At 63.0% G+C, this 24,588-nt stretch carries 19 protein-coding genes; 9 read left to right on the forward strand and 10 right to left on the reverse strand.

The features are described from left to right. Positions 1-227 precede the first annotated feature (227 nt). Complete coding sequence (locus tag AC0L2R_RS21655) at positions 228-1,679, reverse strand: acetamidase/formamidase family protein (RefSeq protein ID WP_473511435.1); 1,452 nt, start codon at positions 1,677-1,679, stop codon at positions 228-230. An 11-nt stretch (positions 1,680-1,690) separates the two neighbouring features. Between AC0L2R_RS21655 and AC0L2R_RS21660 the strand changes: the two genes are divergently transcribed. Both AC0L2R_RS21660 and AC0L2R_RS21665 read left to right on the forward strand, forming a co-directional pair. Continuing rightward, positions 1,691-1,870 (forward strand): hypothetical protein, encoded by a 180-nt coding sequence (locus tag AC0L2R_RS21660; RefSeq protein WP_473511436.1) that lies wholly within the window; start codon positions 1,691-1,693, stop codon positions 1,868-1,870. Between the two features lie 110 nt (positions 1,871-1,980). Next, entirely contained in the window at positions 1,981-4,296 is a 2,316-nt protein-coding gene (locus AC0L2R_RS21665) for an acetamidase/formamidase family protein (protein WP_473511437.1), read from the forward strand. Positions 4,297-4,345: 49 nt separating this feature from the next. On the opposite strand, the gene AC0L2R_RS21670 is transcribed toward AC0L2R_RS21665, so the two are convergent. The 3 genes from AC0L2R_RS21670 to AC0L2R_RS21680 form a co-directional block, all read right to left on the reverse strand. Next, positions 4,346-6,253, reverse strand: coding sequence for a putative bifunctional diguanylate cyclase/phosphodiesterase (locus AC0L2R_RS21670; protein WP_473511439.1), 1,908 nt, complete (start codon positions 6,251-6,253; stop codon positions 4,346-4,348). Positions 6,254-6,461: 208 nt separating this feature from the next. Further along, entirely contained in the window at positions 6,462-7,946 is a 1,485-nt protein-coding gene (locus AC0L2R_RS21675) for an ROK family protein (RefSeq protein WP_473511441.1), read from the reverse strand. 268 nt (positions 7,947-8,214) lie between these two features. Continuing rightward, entirely contained in the window at positions 8,215-9,120 is a 906-nt protein-coding gene (locus AC0L2R_RS21680) for a tagatose-bisphosphate aldolase (protein WP_091595244.1), read from the reverse strand. A gap of 283 nt (positions 9,121-9,403) precedes the next feature. Here AC0L2R_RS21680 and AC0L2R_RS21685 point away from each other — a divergent pair, with 283 nt between their 5' ends. From AC0L2R_RS21685 to AC0L2R_RS21705, 5 genes are all read left to right on the forward strand, one after another. Continuing rightward, positions 9,404-10,309 (forward strand): sugar-binding transcriptional regulator, encoded by a 906-nt coding sequence (locus tag AC0L2R_RS21685; protein ID WP_473511442.1) that lies wholly within the window; start codon positions 9,404-9,406, stop codon positions 10,307-10,309. A gap of 448 nt (positions 10,310-10,757) precedes the next feature. After that, positions 10,758-11,738, forward strand: coding sequence for an ABC transporter substrate-binding protein (locus AC0L2R_RS21690; RefSeq protein ID WP_023800330.1), 981 nt, complete (start codon positions 10,758-10,760; stop codon positions 11,736-11,738). Between the two features lie 93 nt (positions 11,739-11,831). After that, positions 11,832-12,884 (forward strand): ABC transporter permease subunit, encoded by a 1,053-nt coding sequence (locus AC0L2R_RS21695; RefSeq protein WP_473511444.1) that lies wholly within the window; start codon positions 11,832-11,834, stop codon positions 12,882-12,884. Continuing rightward, positions 12,877-13,632, forward strand: coding sequence for an ATP-binding cassette domain-containing protein (locus tag AC0L2R_RS21700; protein WP_095519375.1), 756 nt, complete (start codon positions 12,877-12,879; stop codon positions 13,630-13,632). Before AC0L2R_RS21695 ends, AC0L2R_RS21700 begins: the two co-directional genes overlap by 8 nt. A gap of 492 nt (positions 13,633-14,124) precedes the next feature. Then, on the forward strand, positions 14,125-14,367 hold the full coding sequence (locus AC0L2R_RS21705; protein WP_027156330.1) for a DUF768 domain-containing protein: 243 nt from the start codon (positions 14,125-14,127) through the stop codon (positions 14,365-14,367). A 169-nt stretch (positions 14,368-14,536) separates the two neighbouring features. On the opposite strand, the gene AC0L2R_RS21710 is transcribed toward AC0L2R_RS21705, so the two are convergent. Continuing rightward, positions 14,537-15,664, reverse strand: coding sequence for a DmpA family aminopeptidase (locus AC0L2R_RS21710; RefSeq protein WP_473511471.1), 1,128 nt, complete (start codon positions 15,662-15,664; stop codon positions 14,537-14,539). A 9-nt stretch (positions 15,665-15,673) separates the two neighbouring features. Next, complete coding sequence (xseA, locus tag AC0L2R_RS21715; protein WP_473511445.1) at positions 15,674-17,239, reverse strand: exodeoxyribonuclease VII large subunit; 1,566 nt, start codon at positions 17,237-17,239, stop codon at positions 15,674-15,676. Positions 17,240-17,354: 115 nt separating this feature from the next. On the opposite strand from xseA, the gene AC0L2R_RS21720 reads away from it, so the two are divergent. After that, the gene (locus AC0L2R_RS21720; protein WP_473511447.1) at positions 17,355-19,568 is read left to right on the forward strand and encodes a putative bifunctional diguanylate cyclase/phosphodiesterase; all 2,214 of its coding nucleotides are present in this window, start codon (positions 17,355-17,357) and stop codon (positions 19,566-19,568) included. A gap of 3 nt (positions 19,569-19,571) precedes the next feature. On the opposite strand, the gene AC0L2R_RS21725 is transcribed toward AC0L2R_RS21720, so the two are convergent. After that, positions 19,572-20,522, reverse strand: a complete 951-nt coding sequence (locus tag AC0L2R_RS21725) for a LysR substrate-binding domain-containing protein (protein WP_023800337.1) — start codon at positions 20,520-20,522, stop codon at positions 19,572-19,574. Positions 20,523-20,755: 233 nt separating this feature from the next. On the opposite strand from AC0L2R_RS21725, the gene AC0L2R_RS21730 reads away from it, so the two are divergent. Then, positions 20,756-21,040: a DUF1127 domain-containing protein gene (locus AC0L2R_RS21730; RefSeq protein ID WP_091595344.1), complete on the forward strand. Its 285-nt coding sequence runs from the start codon at positions 20,756-20,758 to the stop codon at positions 21,038-21,040. A 159-nt stretch (positions 21,041-21,199) separates the two neighbouring features. On the opposite strand, the gene AC0L2R_RS21735 is transcribed toward AC0L2R_RS21730, so the two are convergent. The 3 genes from AC0L2R_RS21735 to AC0L2R_RS21745 all read right to left on the reverse strand — a co-directional run bounded on the left by AC0L2R_RS21735 (position 21,200) and on the right by AC0L2R_RS21745 (position 24,565). Beyond that, positions 21,200-22,084 (reverse strand): DUF937 domain-containing protein, encoded by an 885-nt coding sequence (locus AC0L2R_RS21735; RefSeq protein ID WP_473511449.1) that lies wholly within the window; start codon positions 22,082-22,084, stop codon positions 21,200-21,202. Between the two features lie 114 nt (positions 22,085-22,198). Beyond that, entirely contained in the window at positions 22,199-23,572 is a 1,374-nt protein-coding gene (locus AC0L2R_RS21740; protein WP_091595268.1) for a glutamate--cysteine ligase, read from the reverse strand. A 258-nt stretch (positions 23,573-23,830) separates the two neighbouring features. Next, a complete protein-coding gene (locus tag AC0L2R_RS21745) occupies positions 23,831-24,565 on the reverse strand; it encodes a 16S rRNA (uracil(1498)-N(3))-methyltransferase (protein WP_473511472.1) in 735 nt (244 codons plus the stop codon). Positions 24,566-24,588: the final 23 nt, after the last annotated feature.

Below are 24,588 nucleotides of genomic sequence, written 5' to 3' on the forward strand. Positions count from 1 at the left end.
GCTTCTCTTGGCTACAGATGTCAGTTCTTACGGAGGGACCGGTCGGTGCCCCGCTTGGTTCGGTTTCCTGATGCATGTTGCGCAAAAGCATGCCCTCGGGCCTGACCCGAGGGTGCGCAGCGTAAAGCGCGTCGCATGAATCCCTTCAAACGCGACGCGCTTTAGCTTGGCCTTAGTAGAGCTTCCGAGTAACGGCAACGTGATGCGAGATTTGGTTACCCACCAGCTCAGGCGACACGTGCGGCGAAGATGTCCTTCTTCACCACCGCATGCACCCCCCAGTTTCCATCGACGACCTGGGTGATGCCGAAGTCTACGCCGATCGACATCAGCGAAATCGCCTCGTCCTCTGTCAGTCCTTTGGTTGTCATGAGGAAGTGGCGCATCTTCCGGAACGCATCGCGCAGCGCTCTGTCGACAGACGACTTCGAATAGATGTCGCTCTGAGCGCTCGGTCCCAGTTCCTCAAGATAGTTGGCGTAGGAAAACCCATGCACCAGCCAGTCCGTTTGCGTCTCGAGCATGGGGTAGTTGAGCTCCTCGAGCGGTGTGCCGGCAAGGTCCGCTTTCTTGTGCAAGATGAGCTGGAACGTGCCGGTGAGCGAGCATTCGATCGCCGTGCCGCATAATTCGCTGTCGCCTTGGCTGGCATGGGGATCACCGACCGAGAGCAGCGCGCCGTCGACGGAGACCGGATAATACATCGTGGCGCCCTTGCCGATGCGCCAGTTATCGATGTTGCCGCCGGTGTAGCTCGGCGGGATGGTGTCTACGACGTCCGCTTCTTTCGGTGCCAGTCCGATCGTGCCGAAATGCGGGCGAATAGGCAGTCTCACGCCCTTCAGCACATCGTAGTTTCGTTTGGTCAGGCTATGGTCGACCGGAACCCCGGGATAGTCGATCGTGTCATGCCTGACGCCAAACGGATCAGTCTGCGGCACCCATTGGAAATTGTAGACCGCTTCGGCCCAGCTTTTGCCGCCGGCAACGTCGACCTCGTAGATGGTGACGACCTCGCGCTTGGTGCCGCCAAGCAGGTCATTGTAGTGGAAGCCCCAATTGGCCGCCGCGTTGGAGCCATATGATTTGCCGCTGAACTTGGGATTGCCAGAGGGACGCGGCCCGCAATCGAGAATCCGCACCTCTAATATGTCGCCCGGCTCCGCGTCGCGGACATAGACCGGGCCGGTCATGATGTGCACGCCCTGCCCCTCACCAGAGCCTTTCTTGTACTTGGCCGGGTCGGTAGGGCCGGCACCGCGGCGGTCGACGCCCTTCTTCTCTTTCGTCCAGACATAGACGCTCTCTGCACCCTCGTCGCCGTCAACCATGCGCTCCAGGTCATCGCCCGCATGGTGGGTGAGCGACTCGATCGTGACGATGTCGCCGGAATTGACCTCGATGCGCGGCTTCAGCGATTTGCTGAAGTAGCCCCAATGCACGGTCTCGGCGTTGGCCGGCAAATAATGATAGGCGCGTTGTGCAGGCAGCTTCGATGTCGTGGCCTGCGCCAGTGCGGGTGTGACCAGCGAGATGCCACCGGCGCCCAGCGTGGCCAGACCACTGGCTGCGAACAGGCCCCCCTTCAGAAAGCCGCGTCGCTCGGCATTTAGATCTTGCTTCAATTTGTTGTAGTGAAGCTCGAAATGCGGACAGCTGATATCATCGCCTTTGCACATGAACAGTCCCCTTGTTTTTGTTGGAAGGAATGTGCGCGATTTTATGCACCACGCGCGCCGTCGGCAATCCAGCCAGCCGGCCGCGAAATCAATGCATCGCGCTGTTTCTTAAAAAAATGCAGGTCAATTCAATGGCTTATGCTCACGCCGGCGAAATCAGCGAGCTTGAGCTCCGTCTGGTGACAGGGTAAAGTCAAGAGATTGTTCGCATGCGCACAAAGACTGTCGCCGGCGTCGCGCTAAAGTGAATCTCGGCGGGCGGGTCGCCTGATGGACGTAACGCGCCCCGGAAAGGTCTCTTATGGTTGCGGCTCTGCGATCGATCGACCACCTGCCCCTCGAACACCGCGACAAGGCGTGGCTCGACTGGTTTGAGGAGCTTTCGCTTTCCGCGTCTGTCGACGACCAGCCGATCCCGAGAGGCACCATGCACCTGCGGGCAGCGAACGCCACCACGCGCCTCGCCGACGTCTCTGGTACACCCCAGCGCATCGTGCCGATGCGCCGGGACCACGGGATTCTATTCGCTCTCATCGTTGCTGGGCGCGGGCGTCTTGTCGCCCCGCACCAGGCGTTCGATCTCGCTGACGGCGACATGATGGTGCTCGGCACGGCCGACGACTGGTCTATGACCTTTCGCAGTGACTTCCGCGCGTTCATACTTCAGGCGGCCGCCGGTCCGCTGGAAGCACGGCTGGGCCGCAGCGGCATCCGCTTGCCGAAGGTGCTAGGCAGCACCGTCGTCGCTGCGGTTGCGAAATCCGGATTGCGAACGCTGGGCTCCAATCTCGAGACTTCCGGTGCGGCCGATCTGACAGCCGCCGAAGTGGCTTTGACGGAACTCGTGGCAAGCGCCCTGCTTGGCGAGGTACGTGAGCCCGCTGGCAGCCTGACCGGGGTGCAAACGGCGCATTTCAGGCGCGTCGCGGCGACGATTGACGCCCGGCTGTCGGACCCGGATCTTGCCTTGGCCCTGATCGCGAGACTGGAAGGGCTTTCCGTACGCTACGCGCAAAAACTGTTCGAGGGGCGCGGCGAAAGCTTCTCCGAATATGTGCGCCAGCAGCGCCTCGAACATTGCCGCATCGACCTGGCGGATCCCAACCATGCACATGAAAGCGTGGCCGCGATCGGACAGCGCTGGGGCTTTCGCGATCAATCGCATTTCAGCCGCACTTTCGGCGCGACGTTTGGAATGAGTCCCAGGCAGGTGAGGCGCGCTAGATCGCAGACGGAGGAGGCTTATCCGCTGCGCGGCAAACCGGACGGCCGCAAGTCGGCGGCGGCGCGGCCGGCCCCGATGCTGCAGGCCGCTATGGATCGCCCGCCAACGGCAAGAGCGCGCGAACGCACGGACCATTGGCATTTGCCAGCAACAGCGGAGACCGTGCATTGGGGCTTTTTCAGCCGCTCGCTGCCGCCGGTGTTGCGCGTCGATTCGGGCGACTCAGTCACCGTTGAGACACTCACTCAGCACGCGGGCGACGACTGGCAGCGGATGGTGGCGGGTGACAGCGGGGCTGAAAGCGTGTTCGATTGGTCACCGGAACACAAGCGCGTCGACCGTCGCGGGGCCGGTCCGGCAAACGCTTCCATCTTCGGGCGCGGCGCTGGCGAGGGGTTCGGCGTTCACATCATGACTGGCCCGATCTATGTGCGCGGCGCCGAGCCCGGCGACGTGCTCGAGATCGAGTTCGTCGAAATTCGGCCACGGCCGAGCGCTGCCTTTCCCGGCAAGGCCTTCGCATCGAACGTATCGGCGTGGTGGGGGTATCAGTATCACGACCTTCTGGACCGGGATGCCAAACGCGAAACGGTGACTATCTTCGAGATCGACATGCGGTGCCCGGCCGCAGCGCGGCCGCTGTACAGCTACGAATGGCAGCCGCAGACCGACCCCTTCGGCGTTGTCCACGCGACGATCGACTATCCTGGCATACCCGTCGACCACAGCAAGGTTTCGCATCGCGACTTGAGTGGTAGCGGCGTGCGCATACCGGCGCGCCTGCACTTCGGGTGCATCGCGGTGGCTCCGCGCGAGGCCGACCTGGTCGATTCCATCCCGCCGGGCTATTTCGGCGGCAATATCGACAATTGGAGGATCGGAGCCGGCGCGAAGCTTTATTTGCCCGTTGCGGTTCAGGGCGCACTGCTCTCGCTCGGCGATGGACATTTCGCGCAGTCGGACGGCGAGATCAATGGCACGGGCCTTGAGTGTTCGCTGACCGGCGACATCATCATCAAGCTGCATAAGGCGGGCGAAGGGTGCCCGGCTTTCCTGCGCGGTCTCAACTCGCCGCTCATCGAAACCGAGCACAGCTGGGTGATACAGAGTTTTAGCCATCCCAACTACCTCAGGGACCTCGGCAGCAACGCGCAGTCGGACGTCTACAAGACATCCACCATCGAGTTGGCGCTGCGCAACGCCTTCCGCCAGACGCGCCGATTCATCATGCAGACATACGATCTCACGGAGGACGAGGTGTTGAGCATCATGTCGCTTGCCGCCGACTTCGGCATCACGCAAGTCGCCGACGGAAATTTCGGCGTGCACGCCACGATCACCAAGGCCGTGTTCGGCGAGCGACAGCACAGCCAGCGCACCGCTCGCCCCTGACCACCCATGATCAGAGATCACGCAGCGGTTTCATTGATGGCGTGTGCCCTCACAACTCCGTGGCGTGCTCTTTTAGTGTCACCTCAAGCGCCTGGCTTAGCGGCACCGCCTTGGAGAATAGGAAGCCCTGAGCAGTTCTGCAGCCGAGCTTGTACAGAATTTGCCGGTCCGCCTCTGTTTCGACGCCCTCGGCCATGACATCGATCCCGAGCGCCCGACCAAGGTCGATCACCGTTTTGACAAGCAGCCGGTCCTCCCGAGACTTGGCCAAGCCGCGAATGAAGCCTTGATCGATTTTCACCTTGCGTATCCGGCTGTCCTTGAGCGATGCCAACGTGGAAAAGCCGGTGCCGAAGTCATCGAGCGCGATGGAAATGCCGGCATGTGCAAGCCGTCCGAGCTTTTCATCCAGTCTTTCCGGGTCCACTGGAGATTCTTCGGTAATCTCGATTTCGAACATCGTTGTCGGGAGGTCTTTTGCCGCCAGACCATTCAGAACCATGTCGTCGATATCGCCGGCTTCCAATTCGCGCGGTGAAACATTCATTGCCACACGAACGTCTCGACGGTCAGCTTTCACCAAGCCGTCGATAAGAGCACAACAGTCGGAGAATACCGTTTGCGTTAGCAGTTGAAGCATTCCGGTTTCGCGTGCGGCTGTCATGATTTCGGGTGGAGAGATGGAACCATGGATCGGATGGGACCACCTCAGCAAGGCTTCAAAACCGATCACGGCCTCGGTGTCGAGTCTTACGATCGGCTGGAACCAAGGTGCCAACCTTCTCGCCTCTATTGCCGAAAGAAGGTCGCGTTCGATGGACTGGCGACGTTGCAATTCCGTGTCGAGTTCGGCATCGAACAGACGAAATTCGTTCCTGCCACGACGCTTGGCCGTGTAAAGAGCGACATCCGCCCGCAGCAACATTTCCGTCAGCCCCGGGCTTTCAGCCAGGTATATTCCGATCGATGCGCCGATCCGGACGGACGCGACCTCAGGATAGGGGCTGGCGACTTTGGCGATGATATTGGATGCGAGGTTGCTGGGAGAAAGCGAACTCCGGAGTGAGGGAAAGAACAGCACGAACTCATCGCCACCGATGCGGGCGAGCGTTGAGCCTACCGGCGCTTCCTGCTCTATGCGGCGGGCGATCCTGACGAGCAGTTCATCACCGGTCCTGTGACCGTAGGTATCGTTGACGGATTTGAAGCCGTCCAGATCGATCAGCATTGCAACGAAGGGGCCGTCTTTATTCTCGAGCTGACTGATCGCGTGTTCGAGGCCGCGTCTGTTGAGAAGCGCCGTCAGGTGGTCCTCCCTGGAATTGCGCTCCATTTCCGCCGCAAGCCGCTCCGCCTCATGTGTCAATCGGCTTGCTTCGCGGAAGCGGGCTTGTCCAACAAACAAGGCTCGAACCAGACCGCCCAAGAAGAGCAGAACGGCGAAAGCAAGAACATAGGCTTCAAAGTTGCCTTGCGCCAGCAAGCACGCCGCTGTGATGAGGAGCGGGGGCGTGATGAAGTTTATCGCTGCCGCGGCATATGAACTGCCATATGTAACCGCACCAGCTGAAATCCCCGCCAGAATAATCAGATGCAGAGGCGCTTGCGGGGTTGTGTAGCCAGCAGTAAGGACGGCAAGGAACGACCAGGCAAACCCTGCCAGAAGGGCAAGGATGCCAAACCAGCGAAGCCGCTGCGAAATCCCGGTCAAATCGTCCTGATGCGCCTTCTCCTTTAGCTGATAACTGGCAAGTCCGAGGCGGGCCGCATTTATCGCATTGACAACCAGGAACCAGATTGCGGCGGCAAAGCCACCGCCAGAAAGGGCCTGCACCGTCAAAATCAGGCCTGACAGAATGAAGCTTATCGGCATTGAGACGACGAGACCGGCCCTCAGGTCAGCAAGCTGATCTCCGAGGATTCTGGCCTCCAGTGCGTGTTCTTTCTTCAGGGCCATAGACCAGTCAATTCGCTTCCCATGCCGCTTCGCAACGTAAGCTTATGCAAGCCCACTGAAGGACGGGTTAACTACTCGGCTTGTATCAGGCTTCCGCGAGGACTTCCTCCTCATTTGTGTGGTGATCGAGAACATGGATCGGCAGCATCCTGGCGCTCGGGAGTTCGGCGCCGGCTTGTTCATGCACGTCGCGCAAAAGCCGCGCTGCCTATCTGTCAGCCGCAATCGTCGCCTGCAGCCACTGCGCGATGGCGTCGAAAGCGATCGGTTTGGTCGTGTCGACGTCAAATAGCGGTCCGCGCCGCAGCGGCTCGGCGCGCTTGGCCAGTTCGATCAGTTCGGGGATGTAGGCCGCGCCGGGATGGCCGGCGGGACGCTGGTCGAGCCGTGCGCGATAGCGCTCGGCCAGAACCTCGCCGGGCGCATGGCACCAGATCTCGGCGGTCTGCTCGACGCCGGCGCTGCGCAGGTGATCCTCGAGCACCTGGCGCGGCTGGAAGCCGAACCAGGCGTCGACGACAAATATGGTGCCCGCCGGAGCCTCGCCGACGACTGACCAGATGGCCTGGTAACTGGCGCGGCCGAGTATGCGGTTGAATTCGCGATCGCCGCCGCCGAGCACTTCGAGGAACGGGTTCTTGATCGTATCGAGCGCCAGCAATGGCCAGCCCATGCGCTCGGCGATGCCGCACGAGACCGTGCTTTTGCCGCTGGCGGGGATGCCGTTGACGAGCACGGCGCGCCGGCCGGGCACGGTGCGCCTGGTGCGATCGAGCCGAGCGGCCGGCAAGGGTATTGGCGAGGCATGTGCAACTTCTGATTGTGCAACTGCCGCTTGCGCGGCGAGCGCTTGCAGACCGGCGCCGATGACCCCGGCGTCGTCGCCCAGTCGCGCCGCTTCCACCGGGCATTGGTACCAGGGCGCCAGGGCAGGAGCCCTGGCAAGCGCCCGATGGGCCGCTAGGCCAAGTCCGCCGCCGAGCAGCACCAGGTCGGGGTCGAACATGGTCACGGTCGTGTCGATTGCCGCACGCAGCGGCCCGGCCCAGGCTTCCAATATACCGCGCGCCAAGGGATCGCCGCCCGCATCCCGGGCAAAAAGCTGATCGACCGAAACGTCCGGACCGAGGCCTGCCCGCGCGATGTGACGGCCAAGCGCCGTGCCTGAGCTGGTGGTTTCAACGCAGCCGCGCCGGCCGCAGACGCACGCTTCGCCTGATAGGTCGACGGTGATATGGCCGAGCTGCCCCGCCGTCCCTTTTCCGCGGACGATCCGCCGGTCCTGGACCACGGCACCGCCAATGCCGGTCCCGATCGTGAACATGACGATGCTTTCATGGCCTCTGGCAGCGCCGAGGGCCATTTCCGCGACCAGTGCCATGTTGCAGTCATTGTCGATCACCACGGGCTTGCCCGCCAGGCTTTCCAGTCGTTGCGCAGGGGAGACCGAGGCGAGGTTGACATAGCCCCCTGACAAGACCGCGCCAAGCCGCGCATCGACGCGGCCGGGGATGCCGATGCCGATGGCCGCAACTTCGGGACAATCGAGCCGGCGCACCATTTCGGCGATCCGGGAGAGCACGAGCTCGGGGTCCGGCGCGCTTTTCTCGGAAATGCGCTCGAGGATTTCGCCCGTGCCGGAAACACGGGCGGCGCGCAGATTGGTGCCGCCGATATCGATTCCTATGGCCATCGAACCAGAGCCTGTTCCATTTCGACTAAATCGAAATGGGGCTCTATCTCTTTGTTTGACCATGATCTTCTCCGAAAACCGGTCCCCACTTTTCGGGATCATGGTCAGAGGCATGACGTCCCGTGCGTGCCTGGTGTGAACGTCGGATAGCTACAGCGCCGCGCATCCTGGTGCGCACAGGACGCTATAGTACTTTGATTTGCGCATGATCCTTTTCGAAGATCGACTACGATTTTGCATCGCGGACCTTCGGTTCGGGGTCATCGTGCTAAGCGGCTTTCTGCCGGTAGTTTCCGATCACCGCCTGAAGCTCGCGCAATCTCGACACCGCGATAGTCCTGAGCCTTTCACGCTGAATGTCACGGTCGAGCGAGATGCAGTCCTTCCACAGCGACCGGCCGGCGATGACGCCTGACGCGCCGTTCCGCATCGCGATCTCGACCTGGCCCAGGAAGGTTGCGTGGTTGACGCCGGCGGAGAGGACCGCCCAAGGCACCTCGCCAGCCATGCTGCTGATCCTGGCGCAGGCTTCCGGCGTTCCGGGATAAGGAAGCTTGAGCACCTTTGCCCCGCATTCCAGCGAAATACGGGTGCCCTCTTCGACGAGCCAGGGGATCTTGGCTGTATACTCTTCAAGGCTTTCCGCTTCGAGCTGATAGGTCAGGAACTCGACGACGAGCAGGAGGTCCTCTTGCGCGAAATCGGCGATGCATTGGCGCAGAATGGCGACATTATGCTCGTTCGCCTCAGGCCTGTCGGGCCTGAGATAGACCATGATCTTGCCGCCGGTGCCGCCGAGCTCGCGCACGCGGCGCGCGCCGATTCCGGGAACGAGACGCGACAGGCGGTAGCCGGCAGGCGAGACGTCGAAGCCCGAAGCGTCGAGGCCGATGAGCAGAGCCGTATCGCGGCTCAGCACCCCGTCATCGACAACCCGCGGCACCGCGCAGAGCGGGTCGAGCAGCACGCAGGATGCCTGGCTGGCGAGGTATCGCGTGATGTCCGACTTGGTGTCGCCCAGCATGTCGTTGGTGATCTTGGCCTGTTCTTCAGGGTCCGACGCAAGCAAGCTTCGCATGCCGCCGCGCTGGTCACAGGCGATGGCCATCATCGCCCCGTCCTTGCCGCATATCTGCTGGTAGCCGCGCAACTCTGCGGTCGTCATCTTTGTCATGGGTCTTCTGTCCGATGTTGGCGCCCATTCACCGGGCGCAGATCAGTGGAAACAAGAAAGGTTCAGTTTTACCTGCCTCCCGACAGGAGGTTTTGCCGCTTTGCTGCGCTATCGGACCGAGAAATTCGGCCTTGGCCGCAATCTGCCGTGGAAACCAGCCCACGTTGCGAGTCAGCCGGATTTGCGCGATAACTCCCATCGGTCGATGGGTCTGTAACACATTGCTGAAAGGAATTGCAAGCTGTCTGCACCTCCCGCACAAGATGCAGCCGCATCGCGGACGATGCTGCATACGGTCGCCAAACTGCACTATGAGGCGGACATGTCGCAGGTCGATATCGCGCGGCGGCTTGGCGTCTCCACCGCGACCATATCGCGCCTCCTGCAGCGGGCGAGAGCGGAGGGCATCGTGCGGATCGAGGTTCTCGATCTTGCAACCCCCGAAGGCATCACCACGCAACTGGTCGAGGCACTCGGGCTGCGTGACGCGGCGGTCATCGAAACGCCGTCAGCCGGTGCGCTGGCGGCGCTCGCTGCGCCGCTCGGCGCCTTGCTCAAGCAAGCGGGACTGACGGCCGGCAAGGTCGTCGCCATCGGCTGGGGGCGAGCCATTCGCCAGGTGATCCAGGCAGGCCTGCCGCGCATTCCCGGCGTTCTTACCGTCGCTGCCACCGGCGGCATGCAGCAGCAGGCGGCGCATTTTCAGATCAACGAGTTTGTGCGGCTGGCCGCAGAAGAGCTGGGCGGGACGCCGCATTTCATCCATGCGCCCTATCTGCCGTCGTCCGAATTGCGTGAGGTCTTCCTCGGCGATGCGGCCATCCGCGACAGCGTCGCGCTTTGGGACCGGACCGACGTTGCGATCGTCGGCATCGGCCTGCCCCATGCCATCAATCCGCCCGAAGCGAGCGCGGCCACGCTGAGCGAACAGGCCCTGTTTCATGCGGCGGGAGACGTCATCCGCCACTACTTCGACGCCGAAGGCAAGCTCATCCCGTGGGAGGGGGAGGGCCGGATGATCGCAATGTCGCCGGCCCAGCTTCGAGCCGTGCCGCTGGTGATCGGCGTTGCCGCCTCGCCGGAGAAGGCGAAGGCGATCATAGGTGCCGCCCGCGCCAGGCTTATCAATGCTCTGGTGACGGACACGAAGACGGCCCAGGCCATTCTCGAGGCTCTCTTGCCCCGATAATGCTGGGCACGCCGATACGTGACATCGGCACAGCTGATCGATTCCAGACCGATCGACACCAAACCCGCAGCCGCGAAATCATCAGTTGTGTCGTCAAGGCGTTGGGGCAATAGTCTGCGGGAGGGGCTCTGCGGAGCAGATGGTGTCCGGTTTGAAAGCGTTTCGATCCCGGAAATGTGCGGTTGCAATTTCTTTCAGCAAAGTGTTACAATATTGCGACCAGGCAAGCATGCGCGCCGAACGGCGCAGTTTCCTGCACCTGCGGAGGCTCGTAACGGGACTGCGCATCAGGCTGGTCGGTTTCGACGGTCGATTTATTGACTGGGGCGCTTGGGAGGAGGCTGCCCCATAACAGCAAGCAGGCGAAACCCGCTTCTCGCCGCCAGCACTTCACAGAGCCGGGACGACTCGCAACGGCAAAATCTGCCAACATTAGGAGGAGGATGTTATGAAGAAGATTGTTGCCGCTCTGGCGGCTCTCGCCATCTGCGCAGCGGCGCTGGTCACGCCCGCATTGGCGCAGGACAAAAAATACACCATTGCGCTCATTCCGGGTCTTACCACCGACGGCTTTTACATCACCATGCGCAAGGGAGCCCAGGCGGCAGCCGATGCCCTTGGTGTGACCCTGGTTTTCCAGGGCGCCCCGGATTTCAATCCGGTAACGCAAGTCCCCGTGCTTGACGCGGTCATCGCCAAGAAGCCGGATGCCATCCTGATCGCGCCGACCGACAAGGTTCAATTGGTCGAACCCCTGCGCAAGGCCCATGACGCCGGCATTCCGGTGATCACCGTCGACACCTTCATCGGCAGCGGCGTCTACCAGACCGGCGCCGGCGAGGCGGATTTCCCACTATCCTATATTGCCTCCGACAACATTCTGGGCGGCGAGATCGCCGCGCGGGCATTGGCCAAGGCCATAGGCGACAAGGGCAAGGTCTACGTTTCGAACGTCAAGCCTGGCATTTCGACCACCGACCAGCGTGAAGAGGGCTTCAAGAAGGAGATGGCGGCCAACCATCCCGGCATCACCGTTCTCGAAACCCAGTTCAACGACAATGACGCCAACAAGGCCGCCTCGCAGCTGCAGGCTGTGTTCGCGCGCAATCCCGATCTCGTCGGGGTGTTCGGCGCAAACCTGTTCTCGGCGCTTGGCGCGGCGAATGGCGTCCAGCAGGCCGGGCAGACCGGCACCGTCAAGGTCGTGGCGTTCGACGCGCCGACCAGCATTGCCGACAACATCAATTCTGGCCTTGTCGACGTCGCGATTGCCCAGCATCCCGCGGAAATCGGCTATTTCGGCGTCGTGTCGGCCTATGCCCATCTGACCGGCCAGTCGATCCCGGTTGCGATCGGCACCGGCTTCACGATCATGGACAAGGCCAACATCGCCGACCCGAACATCTCGAAGTACCTCTATTCCGAATAAGTCCAGCCAGCCTCCTTCCGGCCTGCCGGAAGGAGCCCCTGCGCCGGGTCTTTTTGACCCTGTTTGAGGCCGCTCTGCGGATCGGAACCATTCATGACTTTAACATCGCCAACCGAAACGCATGTCGCTCCTCAGGCGGATCACGGTGATCCGGCCAGGAGCTGGCTCGCACGCGTCGCCGAAGGGCGCGCCTGGCTGTTCCTCGCCGGCCTGATCATCTGTTTCGAGGTCTGGTCGAGGCTCTCCTTCGGCGCGACCTTCGTGCTCAACCCGTTCAACGTGCAGTCGATTGCGATATTCGCCGTGGCGCCGTTGCTGCTGGCGACCGGGCAGACCTTCGTCATCATTTCGGGAGGCATCGACCTCTCGCTGGGCTTCATCATGGGTCTCGCGGCCGTCGTCGCCGCCCACGCCACCAATATGGCTGGCGTCGCCATGCCGGTGCCTCTGGCCATGCTGTTGGGCATTCTGGCGGCCGTGATCGTCGCCGGCGTGCCTGGCGTCATCAATGGCTTGCTGATCTCGCGCCTCAGAATTCCCCCTTTCATCGGCACGCTTGGCATGTTTGGCGTGGCGCGCGGCGCTGCGTTCCTGCTGGCCGGCGGCACGACGGTGCCGGTCCAGAATTCCTGGTTCGCGCTGCTTGGCAACGGCAGGTTCTACGGGGTGCCTTATCTCGTCATCATTGCCGCCGTCTTTGTCGTGGTGATGCACTACATCCTGAGCCAGACCCGGTTCGGCCAGCATAACTACGCCATCGGCGCCAATGTGCAGGCGGCGCGGCGCGCCGGCATCGACATCAGGGGCCACATCCTGCGCCTCTACGTGCTTTCGGCGATGTGCGCCGGCCTCGGGGGCGCGCTCTATGCAGCGCGCTTCACCGCCGGCGCCGCCCAAGCCGGCGAACCGTTGCTGCTTGACAGCGTCGCAGCTGTGGTGATCGGCGGCGCCAGCCTGTTCGGTGGCTCCGGCACCATTTTTGGGACGGTCGCCGGCGCCTTGGTCATTGCGGTCATTCAATACGGGCTGGTCTTCGTCAATGTCGAGCCGTTCTGGCAGTTCATCGCCGTCGGCCTCGTCATCATCATCTCCGTCCTTATCGACCAGGCGCAGCGCCGGTTCAGTGGAGCTCGCCAGGATGAATAGTTCCGAACAAACCACCCCCCTTCTCGAAGTCCGACACCTTTCCAAGCATTTCGGCGCGGTGCAGGCGCTGAACGATTTCTCCATGGCCGTGCGGCCGGGCGAAGTGGTGGCGCTGGCCGGCGACAACGGCGCCGGCAAGACGACCCTGATCAAGGCGATATCGGGCGTCTTTCAGCCGACCGGCGGTGAAATTCTGCTGAGGGGGCAGCCGGTCACCTTCGCGACGCCGCAGGAGGCGCGCGAAAAAGGCATCGAGACCATCTACCAGGATCTCGCTCTCGCCGACAATCTGTCCATCGGCGCCAATATCTTCCTCGGCCGTGAGCCCATGCGCAAGGCCTTCGGTTTCTTGCCGGTGCTCGATCGCAAGGCGATGGCCGTCGCCGCCAAGCAGACCATGGGGCGGCTGGACTTCCATGTCAGCCGGCTCGACGCCCCGGTCAGCAATTTCTCCGGCGGTCAACGGCAGGCCGTTGCCATCGGCCGGGCCGTCTATTGGGACGCGCAGATCCTGATCATGGACGAACCGACCGCGGCCCTCGGCGTGCCGGAGCAGCGCAAGGTCATCTCGCTCATCCACCAGCTCAAGGCGCAAGGCCGGGGCGTGATCTTCATCTCGCACAATCTGCAGGACATTTTCGCCGTTTCCGACCGGATCGTCGTGCTGCGCCGCGGCGTCCAGGCCGGCGAGCGCAAGATCTCGGAAACCAATCATGACGAAGTCGTCAAGCTGATGGTTGGCGGATAGGCCGAGCGCCCGACCGATTTCCGGCGAAACATGCTCGCCCCCGACGATGACAAAATGCCATCCAGATACGCTCGGCGCGGCGGAAAGAAGCAGGTCGGCCAGCAGAGTCGACATTGCCTGAGGATGTCACTATATAGCGGCGGCTTTGGCCGCGTATCCTAGGGTTGCGCAGCGAATGGCGCCGCAAACGTGCCGCGTAATGTGATACCTATTGTCATACAAATTGACTGGATTGCCGGAAAATAACAAGTAGAAACAATGGCGCGATCCGGGACCTGATCCCAGTCAACGGTGCCAGTCTGCTCAGGAAAATAGAATCTCCTTCAGAATTAGAATGTGCTCCTCGAACCTTCGATTTCCGTCAGCCCTGTGGAGCTTGGGCAAGATCGGCTTGCCGGGTGACGGCGACTCGGTTGGAATAGGAGCGTGCATCTTTTCGGGGATGCCGGCGTTTATGATTACCAACCGGCGCAGCCGCCAGGGAACAGCAGCATGAGCGAACACGCGATCGAGTTCTTGCAGGAGTGGATCGGCGAAAAGGTCCACTGCCAGTCCTCGCTGGACAGGATCGAGGAGCAGGCCGAGACCCTCGCCAAGGAATGCGCGGCGAAGGCGGCTGAGGCCGGCATACCGCTGGAGGATATCCAGGAAGAGGTCGGCGACATTCAGGAACTTATCGCGTCGAGGCTGGAAGAGGCGGCTGAGGCCGACCAGGACGAAAAGAATTCGGACTAATGCATGTCGCCAAAAGTGCGCAGCGGTTTTGGGATAACGACATGCATAAAACAAAGAACTAAAGAGCGTCGCATGAATCCCTTCAAACGCGACGCGCTTTAGCGAGTGACATGCCGACCCGGCGAAAGGCATCTATTCACCTGTGCGACGCGTGACACGCCGCACAGTTCTACTTTCCCTGCCTAGCCCCGAATTTGCTCTTGAGCCATGCCTTTGGCAGCGCCGGCACGAAATTGCCGTCGCGCCCGGTCATGTCGTCATTGGCGACCAGCGCATTGAGGATCGCTTCCTCCACACTCCCGATCACGGCGTCGAAGAACGGGTCGATGTCGGTATCCGGGATAAAATCGGCGCTGGCGATGCGGCCTGACGGCGCCAGCGCCGCCTCGCGGTTGGCGGTCGAAAAGGCCAGGAAAATATCGCCCGAGCTGTGATAGCCGAAGCCGCCGGTCATGGCGACGCCGAGCGGCACCCGGCGTGCCAAGCGCTTCATCTGATGCGGCAGCAACGGCGCATCGGTGGCGACGATCCCGATGATTGAACCCTTTTCCGCACGCGGCGTGCTTTCGCGGATCGCCGGTTCGATGAGATCGGGCCCGGCGCGCAGGCCGCGAATGGTAAAATTGCTCCGCCTGCCGAAATTCGCCTGCACGAAGGCGCCGACCGTGTAGCGCCGGCCGTGCCATTCGACGAGGCGCGATGCCGTGCCGGAGCCTGCCTTGAAGCCGAAGGCGATCATGCCGGTGCCGCCGCCGACGCTGCCTTCCTCGATCGACCCGCTGGTCGCGCCATCGAGGGCCGCGGCGACATGCTCAAACCCGAGATGGTGCCCATTGATGTCGTTCAGGAAGCCGTCATAGGTTTCCGCCGCCACCGGCAGGCCCCAGCCGCTGTCGAGCGCGGCCGGCAGAACGCGCTGCATCCAGCGCAGCGTTGCGTCGCGTGAAACGCCGCAGGAATGCGTGTTGGTGATGGTGATCGGAAAGGCGCCGGTTTCCTCGATGATGTGCGAGCCGGTCAATTCGCCATTGCCGTTCTGGCCGAAAATGCCGGCAAACACCGGCGTGGCCAGTTCGGCGCGCGGTCTGGGCAGGATGGCGGTCACGCCGGTGCGCACCGGCCCCTTGCCGACCACCAGCGCACCTTCGCCCGAAATCAGCGTCGAACAACCGACCGCAACGCCAGCCACATCGGTGATGGCGTTGAACGGTCCGGGCGTGCCGTCAAAACGAATGCCGAAGGCTCGCGCGCGCTGCTTGCCGGAAGGCGTCGTCTGGTGATGTGGATTGCCGGAAATCATCGGCACTCAAAACAGCGAGCCTTGGCTGCCGGGCTCCTTGGCTTTGGCGGCCGGCTTTGCAACAGTTTTCGGCCGTGCCGTGCCGCTGGTCGCAATCGCATCGGCGGTCCCGTCGGCGAACTCCAGCGAAAGTGCCAGCCCCGGCGTCACTTCCGCCGCTTGCTTGATCACCGCACCGTCGGCGTCTTTCACCAGGGCGAAGCCGCGCGCCAGCACCGCCTTGTGCGACAGCGTCGCCAGCAGCCGGTCGGCCTGGGTCAGTTTCCCGCGCAAGCGCTCGAGCCGCACCGAAATCACCCGGTCCTGTCGTCGCGACAGCGCCGTCAGGGCATCTGCCTGCAATTTCTGCCGCCTTGCGAGCGGCGCCGGCGACAGCCGCGCCGCGGAGCGCGATAACCGCGTTCGCCGCTCGCGCACGATGGCGAAGAACGCCGCTTGCGCGCGGCCAAGGTCGCGGCCGGCCAGTGTGCGGGCCTCGTTCATGCGTCGCGACAGGGTGGCAGGCGTCAGCCGCTGCGCCTGAAGCCTGGCTCGCTTGTGCTGGACGCTGACGGACAGCGCCCGGCCAAGCCGGCTCGTCGCCTCGTCGAACCGCCGGCGCGGCAATGCCAGCAACTGGTCGGGCGAGGGCAGCGCCCGGGCGGCGGCACGCACCGCCTGGCGCTTGCGCTCGAAATTGCGCGACACCGCGGCCTTGAGCCGCGCACCAAGGCCGGCAAGCGTCACTTCGAGGTCGGCGCGTACGGGCACGGCGATTTCGGCGGCACCCGTCGGTGTCGGCGCCCGCACATCCGCCGCCAGGTCGATCAGCGTCCAGTCCGTTTCATGGCCGACGGCGGAAATCACCGGAATGCGCGAGGCGGCGACGGCGCGGGCCAGCGCCTCGTCATTGAACCCCCAAAGATCCTCGAGGCTGCCGCCGCCGCGCGCCACGATCAGCAGGTCGGGCTGCGGGATGACGCCATCCTGCGCCAGTCCGTTGAAGCCGTTGACGGCGGCGGTCACTTCCGCGCCGGCCGTTTCGCCCTGCACCCGCACCGGCCAGACAAGCACATGCAGCGGAAACCGGTCCTTGATCCGGTGGATGATGTCGCGAATGACAGAGCCTGTCGGCGAGGTGACGACGCCGATGACGCGCGGCATGAACGGCAGCAAGCGCTTGCGGCCGGCATCGAACAGGCCTTCGGCCTGCAGCCGGCGCTTGCGCTCTTCCAGCAGTGCCATCAGCGCCCCGGCGCCGGCGGGCTCCAGATTGTCGATGACGATCTGGTAGGTGGACTTTCCGGGATAGGTGGTGAGCCGGCCGGTGGCGATCACCTCCATGCCTTCTTCAGGGCGGAATTTCAGCCGGCCCATCGTGGTCTTCCAGACCACGGCGTCGAGCCGTGCGCGGTCGTCCTTGAGGCAGAAATAGGCATGGCCGGAGGAGTGCGGCCCGCGATAGCCTGATATTTCGCCGCGCACCCTCACATTGCCGAAGACGTCCTCGACCGTGCGCTTCAGCGCGCCGGAAATCTCGCTGACCGTGTATTCGGTGGCGTTGGTACGTGATTCGGATGCAGCGTCGCTCATTGGCCGATTGGGGGGCGGTTGTTGGCCGGCGTCAAGGCCGTCGCTCGTAGCCGATGTCATAACTCGATCTTAACCCGATCTGATGACTGTGCGGAAAAGAGAGTGGCCAGGACGCATGAGCCGTCGTCTTCAACGCAGCCCATTAACGTTCCAGGTCACGCTGACGGTGATGGCGCTTGCCATTTTCGCGCTTGCCATGGTCGTCGGCTTTGGCTTTTACGCCACTGTGCAGGCGGATAGCGTCTCCCTCGAGCGGCAGAAAATCCTTTTCGCCAATGGCATGCGGGACCGGATCGCGGCGGTGGATCGCGAGCAGGAAAGCATCGCCGTCTGGGACGATTCCGTCATCAATGCCAAGGCCGGCAACGTGGACTGGATGATCGATAACATCAGCGTCTGGATGTATTCCTACTATGGGCATGATCGCGTCTATGTACTGGATGCCGCCGATCGTCCGGTCCATGCGATGCGTGAAGGAAACGTGCTGGCGCCGGCGCGTTACAGCGGGGATGAACCGGTTCTGTTGCCCACGGTCGAAAGGGTGCGCCGGTTGATCCGCGAGCCGGCGAAAGAAGACCTGGCCGGCGATCCGGTCAAATTGGCCGCAGGGGATCTGGTGGAGCTTGACGGAAAACCTGCCATCCTTAGCATTATGCCGCTGGTGCCGAGTTCCGACCGCGTCATCCAGACGCCTGGCAGCGAATACCTTCATATCTCGGTGGACTTCATCACCGACGCGCTGCTGGCCAAGATCGCCGGGCAATATCTGTTGGCGGGCGCCCGCCTGCTGCCGTTGTCGCAGCCGGTCGGCGGGGCTGCCATTCCGCTGGTCGACTCACACGGCGTCATCCTGGCTTATGCCGGCTGGGATCAGGAGCGGCCCGGCAGCGCGCTTGTGCGCGAGGCAGGGCCGGCCCTGATCGGTGGCGCGCTGCTCGCGGCAGGTGTCCTGGCATTCCTGCTGCGCCGCCTACGCCGTGCATCGTCGGCGCTGCAGACCAGTCAGGCCGAGGCGCAGTATCTCGCCTTCCACGACACGCTCACCGGCCTTCCCAACCGGGCGCTGTTCGAGGACCGGCTCCGGCGCGCTTTGCTCACGGCCAGTCACGAAACAGCCAAAGTGGCGCTGCTTTATCTCGACCTCGACCGTTTCAAGCATGTCAACGACACGCTTGGCCATCCTGCCGGCGACGAGCTTGTCCGCCAGACCGCCGCGAGGCTCCAGCAGGCAATCCGGGAGGTCGACACGGTGGCACGGCTCGGCGGCGATGAGTTCGCCATGATCCTGATCGATGTTAACGACATCCGAGGCGCCGAAGATGTTTCGGAGGGTCTGCTTCAAAAGCTGCAGGAGCCGTTCAAGCTGGCCGACGACCAGGTTTTTGTCAGCGCCAGCATCGGCATAGCATTGTCGACCGGTCCGGATGCCGATGCGGACGACTTGCTGCGCAAGGCCGATATCGCGCTTTACGAAGCCAAGAAGAACGGCCGCGGCCGCTACCAGGTCTTCGCCGGCGACATGGACGACCTCCTGTTGCGCAAGCGCCAGGTTGAGAGCGAGCTTCGCCATGCCCTGAATGGCGGAACCGGGATCAAGCTGGCGTATCAGCCGATCTTTGCGGCGGACGGCAGCACGATCCTCGGTGCCGAGGCGCTGATCCGCTGGGGACATGCGGTCCATGGTGGCTTGCCGCCGGCACAATTCATCGCCATCGCCGAAGAACGTGGCATGATCGGCCAGCTTGGCAAATGGGTGCTGCAAGAGGCTTGCCGCTTCGCTGTCGGCACCGAATTGCCTTGGGTGGCCGTCAACGTGTCGCCGCTGCAACTGCGCGACACCGGTTTCGCCGAGCAGCTCGCGGCGGTTCTCGCCGAGACCGGATTGGCGCCAGGGCGCCTGCAGCTCGAGATCACCGAGGGCGTGCTGTTGGATAACAACGATACGACCAGGGCGGCTCTGGCTGCCTTGCGCCGGTCGGGGATCGCCATAGTGCTCGACGATTTCGGCACCGGCTATTCGTCGCTGAACTATCTGCGCCGCCACGCCATCGACAAGCTCAAGATCGACCGCTCCTTCGTCAACCTCCTCGGCCGCGACGAGAGTTCGGCGGCGATCGTCAGGGCGCTGGTCGATCTTGCCGACGCTCTTGACGTCGGCGTCACCGCGGAAGGCGTGGAGACCGAGGAGCAAAAGGCGCTGCTCGTCGCCATGGGCTGCCGAGAGTTTCAGGGCCATCTGCTGTCGCTGCCGCTGGAGCCGGCGCAATTGCTGCGGCTGGCCGGCCTTTTGCCTGGCAAGGACAGCACGCCGGCAGCAGTTTCCGCCTGATCCTTACCAGCCCGGCACGATCTGGTTCGGCTTGCCCCGCTTCATCTTCGAAAAGGCTGCGAAGTCGAAGCTTCCCGTCTCTTCGCCGAGCGGCACGGAGATATTGTCGAGGCTTTCCGAAATGTGACGGGCCAGCGCGTCGACGATCTCCGGCCGCGACGTCTGGCCGCGCATGATGCCGATGCGGCAATCGGGCAGGGCACCGAACCCGTCGGCGTCGCCCAGCACCCGCATGCCGGGGCGCAGCGCGCATTCCGGCAGCACCGAGATCGCCAGGCCGGAAAGCACCGCGGCGGTGATGACGGTTGCCGAGAAGCTGGTGAACAGGATGCGGTAGTCGCGGTTCTGCCGGTCGAGCACGTCGACCGCGGCCCGCCGCCAGATGCAGTTTGGCCGGCCGAAGGCCATCGGCAGAACGTCCTGTTCATGCGTCGCATGGTTGGCCGAAGTCACCCACAGCAGCGGTTCGCGCCGCACCACTTCCGACTGGCCGTGCGCGTCACTATGCGTCACCAGTGCCAGATCGAGATTGCCGCGCTTGATATGCTCGACCAGCCCCGGCGTCGGCTCGCAGATCACGGTCAGTTCGACACGTGGGTTGGAACGGGCGAAGCGGGCCATGATCTCGGGCAGGAAGCGATCGGCATAGTCGTCCGGCGTGCCGATGCGGATCGTGCCTTCGAGCCGCCGGTCGTCGAAGGCGGCCAGCGTTTCCCGATTGAGGAACAGCAACCGTCTTGCGTAGGAGAGCAGCCTGTCGCCTTCCTCGGTCAGCCTGTTGGTACGCCCGTCCTTTTCGAACAGCGGCTTGCCGATCCGTTCCTCCAGCCGGCGCATCTGCATGGATACCGCCGACTGGGTCCGATGCACCGCTTCCGCCGCGCGGGTGAAGCTGCCGGTGTCGACGATTGAGACGAAGGTCTGCAACTGATCGAGATCGAGTGGCGCTTTCATCGGTCTAATCCATCACTAGTGTTGATGCTAAAGATTAGAAACATTCGTTGGATTAATCAATCGAACGATGGCAAATTTACGACTGTCCACATGACGGCAATGCAGGTCGCCTAAAAGTGGTCACCGGTTTTAGGACAACGACCTGCATTTTCTATGTGAATCGGGACCGGAACGGCGGCTGTTTCCAGCGCCGATCGCCCGTCTTCGTCCGTTCGAATATGAAGGAGACTGACATGGCTACGTTTGATTTCGCCACCGAGACTTCGCGCATCACGTCGCGTCCGGCTATTGCGACGCGCGTGGTCAACACCATCTCCAATGTCTATCGCGCTTGGAAAAACCGCCGCGCCTTCTATCGCCTTGGCGAGATGTCGGACGCCGAACTTGCCGACATCGGCTTGACGCGCGGCGATCTCCACGTCGCCATCGACGTGCCGTTCGGCCGCGATCCAACCGAGAGACTTCGCGCCATCGCGGCCGATCGCACGGAAACGATCGAGGATCTTGCCCGCAGGTGACCTGATCGCGCTGGCTGCGTGCCCTTTGGGGCACGGCGCTAAAGGACTTCGCAGGCTCCCACTCCCTGCCGGTTTCCCCGCCGGCCCGCCTGCGCACTGCCCGGTCCTCCCAAGGATCGGGCATTTTTCTTTTTGAATCAGGCGAAGGCCAGCTTCACGCTACCGCCGGTCCATGCCTCGCTTGAACTGATCGAAGATCGACTCCATGCCCTTCTGGTAATCGTCGCGTTGCTGCGCGCCCGCTTCGAACATCTTGCCGAACAAATCGTCGAACGGATTGCGTGGCCTGCCGCTCGGATTGGTCTGCGGCTGCGGCGCTTCGCGTTGCTGCGGCGCTTCGCGCTGCGGCTGTTGCGCGCCGCCGCCGAACATGTCCTGCAGCACCTTGCCGAGCGGATTGTCGCCGTAGGGATTGGGCGCCTGCTGCGGCTGACCCTGCGGCTGCTGCGCGCCGCCGAACATGTCCTGCAGCACCTTGCCGAACGGATTGTCCATCGGGCCGGGCTGCGGTGCCTGGCGCTGTTGCGGCGCCTGCGCGCCGCCGCCGGCCTGCCGCATCATCTGCTCGATGATCTCGCCGAGCGGATTGCTGCCGCCGCCGAATCCGCCTGCTGCCTGCATCTGATTTGTGGTCTGCTTGAACAGGCCGCCCATCATCATCGAAGCCACGACCGGCAACATCTGCTGCAAGATCTGCTGGCTGACGCCGCTCGCCTGCGCTGCCTGGCTGGCAACGGCGCGGGACAGGTCTTTCGAGCCGAACAGATGGCCAAGAATGCCGTTGCCTTCATCGACGCCCTGCGGCGACAAGGCCCGGCCTGCGTCCTCGAAATATTTGGCGTGCTGGCCGCTGGCCATTGCCGTCATGAACGCGCCGAGCCCGTAGGGGTCGGAGGTGCTGCGCTTCAGTCCCTGTGAAAAGGCCGGCAGCAGCGCCTCGACCGCCGATTGCGCTTGCTGCTGCGAAAGGCCGAACTGTTGGGCCAGGGCCTGCATGCCGTTACCGTTCTGCGCCTGCGCCAGAATGTCGAACAAGGAAGCCATTGGTTTTCTCCTCGGGAAAATCCTCGTAGGAGAGCCTACCGCATCGGCCCGAAAATCGGAATCGATTTCGGAAAGCGCGTTTCCCGAGTTGTCAGCCAAGCCGATAGCAAACGGCTAATACGCATACTCCATGAACACCGGCTCGATCGAGCCGCCCCAGCGCGTATGATAGGCGGAGAGCAGTTCCTCGGCGCTGGTGGTGCCGCGCGCGACGACTTCGTCCAGCGTGCTGAGGAACGACGTTTCGTCATAGCCGTCGCGGTTCTTGCGGCCGCGGTTCTTCAGCCCCATGCGCGAGATGACGAGCACGTCGCGGGCGATCTCGCGCAGTGTCGTGTTGCGGAACGGCGCCGAAATGCCCTGTTCCGGCACGGCGTTGCGCATCGCCAGCACCTCTTCATAGCTCCAACTCGAGGTCAGCGCCTCGGCCGCGTCGAGCGCCGCCGCGTCGTAGAGCAGCCCGACCCAAAAAGCCGGCAGCGCGCAGATGCGCCGCCACGGTCCGCCATCGGCGCCGCGCATTTCAAGGAAACGCTTCAATCGCACGTCGGGAAACAGCGTCGACAAATGGTTCGCCCAATCGCCCATCGTCGGCAGCCCGTCAGAAATCTCGTTGCGGGCCGCACCTGCCATGAACTGGCGGAAGGTGACGTGCGTCATGTCGTGGTAGTGGCCGTCGCGGATGACGAAGTACATCGGCACGTCGAGCGCCCATTCGACATAGTCGGCGAAGCCGAAATCGGGCGAAAAGCAGAAGTCGAGCAGTCCCGAGCGCTGATTGTCGGTGTCGCGCCAGATGTCGCCGCGCCAGCTCTGAAATCCGTTGGGCCGGCCCTCAGTGAACGGCGAGTTGGCGAACAGCGCCGTCGACAGCGGCTGCAGCTTCAGCGACACCTGCATCTTGCGGCGCATGTCGGCCTCGCTCTCGAAGTCGAGATTCACCTGGATGGTGCAGGTGCGGTACATCATGTCGAGGCCCTTGCTGCCGACCTTGGGCATGTAACGCGTCATGATCTCGTAGCGCGACTTTGGCATTTTTGGCGTCTCGGCCAGCGACCATTTCGGGCTGCCGCCGAGGCCGAGGAAGCGGATGCCCATCGGCTCGGCGATCTCGCGCACCTGCGCCAGGTGCGCATTGCCCTCGCGGCAGGTCTGGTGGATCGTCTCCAGCGGCGCGCCGGACAGTTCGAATTGGCCGCCGGGTTCCAGCGAGATCGCTCCCCGGCCGGTCGGCTCGACCAGGCCGATGATGCGGCCGGCATCCATGATCGGATCCCAGCCGAGTTTTTCCTGCATGCCTTCGAGAATGGCGCGGATGCCGTGCTCGCCGCCATAGGGCACCGGCGCATTGCCGTCGACATAGAACGGGAATTTCTCGTGTTCGGTGCCGATGCGCCATTTGTCGCGCGGCTTGTTGCCTTCAGCCAGGTGCTCGACAAGCTCGTCGACGCCTTCGATCGGCCGGAAATCGGTTGTGTCGCGCGCCATTACAGGTCCTCTAGCACATGACCCCGAAAATCGGCTTCGATTTTCGGAAAGGATCATGTGCCCAATCAAGTGCTACAGCGTCCTTTGCGCGTCCGAAAGGACGCGCGGCGCTGTAGGTGGTCGGACGACCGCCGGCGCTAGATGGACGAAATGTCAGTAGGCGATCAAGCGAAAAATCCTGAGCCACAGGGTAACTGGAATTGATTGGCTGCTTCTTCCTTCTCCCACAAGGCCCACAAGGGGAGAAGGGAAGTGCCTTCACCAGTCCCCGACCGTCGCCTGTATCACCGCCAGCGCCGCCACCGCAGCCGTATCTGCGCGCAGGATGCGCGGCCCGAGCGGAATCGCGGTTACGAAAGGCAGCTCCCGCAGCATCCTTCGTTCCTCGTCGGAAAACCCGCCCTCGGGCCCGACCAGCAGCCCGAGCTTCTTCTCCCGCACCGCCTGCAGCGCCGGCAGCGGATTGTTGGTGGAAGCATCCTCGTCGCAGTAGATCAACCGCCGCTCCTTGTCCCAGCCGGCCAGCAGGCGCTCGATTTTTTCCGCTTCGCGCACTTCCGGCACCGCAAGGATGCCGCATTGTTCGGCGGCCTCGACGACATTGGCGCGCAGCCGTTCGATGCCGGGCTTTGCCACCTGCGTGTGCTGGGTAATGACCGGCTGCAGGACGCCGGCGCCCATCTCGACCGCCTTCTGCACCAGATAGTCGAGCCGACCCTGCTTAAGCGGCGCAAAGCAGTAGACGAGGTCGGGCAGCGGCGGCTGCGGCCGCTGCAAGGCCAGCACCTTCAGCCGCACCGTCTTTTTGGACCTGGCGGCGATAGAAGCCGACCATTCGCCGTCGCGGCCGTTGAACAACAGGATTTCGGCGCTCTCGCCGAGCCGCAGCACATGCATCAGGTAATGGCCCTGCTGCGGGTTCGCCTCGAACTCGATATCCGGTCCGAGGTCGTCCGGCACGAACAGCCGCTGCATCTTGTAATTGGCGCGCATCGCCGAGGAATGGGCGAGCCGGC

Source organism: Mesorhizobium sp. WSM4820 (assembly GCF_055811075.1).

What these genes read in the sequence shown, in the direction of transcription:
- AC0L2R_RS21655 (WP_473511435.1), bottom strand. Translation starts at nt 1,679, where the DNA reads ATGTGCAAAGGCGATGATATCAGCTGTCCGCATTTCGAGCTTCACTAC.
- AC0L2R_RS21665 (WP_473511437.1), top strand. Translation starts at nt 1,981, where the DNA reads ATGGTTGCGGCTCTGCGATCGATCGACCACCTGCCCCTCGAACACCGC.
- AC0L2R_RS21670 (WP_473511439.1), bottom strand. Translation starts at nt 6,253, where the DNA reads ATGGCCCTGAAGAAAGAACACGCACTGGAGGCCAGAATCCTCGGAGAT.
- AC0L2R_RS21675 (WP_473511441.1), bottom strand. Translation starts at nt 7,946, where the DNA reads ATGGCCATAGGAATCGATATCGGCGGCACCAATCTGCGCGCCGCCCGT.
- AC0L2R_RS21680 (WP_091595244.1), bottom strand. Translation starts at nt 9,120, where the DNA reads ATGACAAAGATGACGACCGCAGAGTTGCGCGGCTACCAGCAGATATGC.
- AC0L2R_RS21685 (WP_473511442.1), top strand. Translation starts at nt 9,404, where the DNA reads ATGCTGCATACGGTCGCCAAACTGCACTATGAGGCGGACATGTCGCAG.
- AC0L2R_RS21690 (WP_023800330.1), top strand. Translation starts at nt 10,758, where the DNA reads ATGAAGAAGATTGTTGCCGCTCTGGCGGCTCTCGCCATCTGCGCAGCG.
- AC0L2R_RS21695 (WP_473511444.1), top strand. Translation starts at nt 11,832, where the DNA reads ATGACTTTAACATCGCCAACCGAAACGCATGTCGCTCCTCAGGCGGAT.
- AC0L2R_RS21700 (WP_095519375.1), top strand. Translation starts at nt 12,877, where the DNA reads ATGAATAGTTCCGAACAAACCACCCCCCTTCTCGAAGTCCGACACCTT.
- AC0L2R_RS21705 (WP_027156330.1), top strand. Translation starts at nt 14,125, where the DNA reads ATGAGCGAACACGCGATCGAGTTCTTGCAGGAGTGGATCGGCGAAAAG.
- xseA (WP_473511445.1), bottom strand. Translation starts at nt 17,239, where the DNA reads ATGAGCGACGCTGCATCCGAATCACGTACCAACGCCACCGAATACACG.
- AC0L2R_RS21720 (WP_473511447.1), top strand. Translation starts at nt 17,355, where the DNA reads ATGAGCCGTCGTCTTCAACGCAGCCCATTAACGTTCCAGGTCACGCTG.
- AC0L2R_RS21725 (WP_023800337.1), bottom strand. Translation starts at nt 20,522, where the DNA reads ATGAAAGCGCCACTCGATCTCGATCAGTTGCAGACCTTCGTCTCAATC.
- AC0L2R_RS21730 (WP_091595344.1), top strand. Translation starts at nt 20,756, where the DNA reads ATGGCTACGTTTGATTTCGCCACCGAGACTTCGCGCATCACGTCGCGT.
- AC0L2R_RS21735 (WP_473511449.1), bottom strand. Translation starts at nt 22,084, where the DNA reads ATGGCTTCCTTGTTCGACATTCTGGCGCAGGCGCAGAACGGTAACGGC.
- AC0L2R_RS21740 (WP_091595268.1), bottom strand. Translation starts at nt 23,572, where the DNA reads ATGGCGCGCGACACAACCGATTTCCGGCCGATCGAAGGCGTCGACGAG.
- AC0L2R_RS21745 (WP_473511472.1), bottom strand. Translation starts at nt 24,565, where the DNA reads ATGCGCGCCAATTACAAGATGCAGCGGCTGTTCGTGCCGGACGACCTC.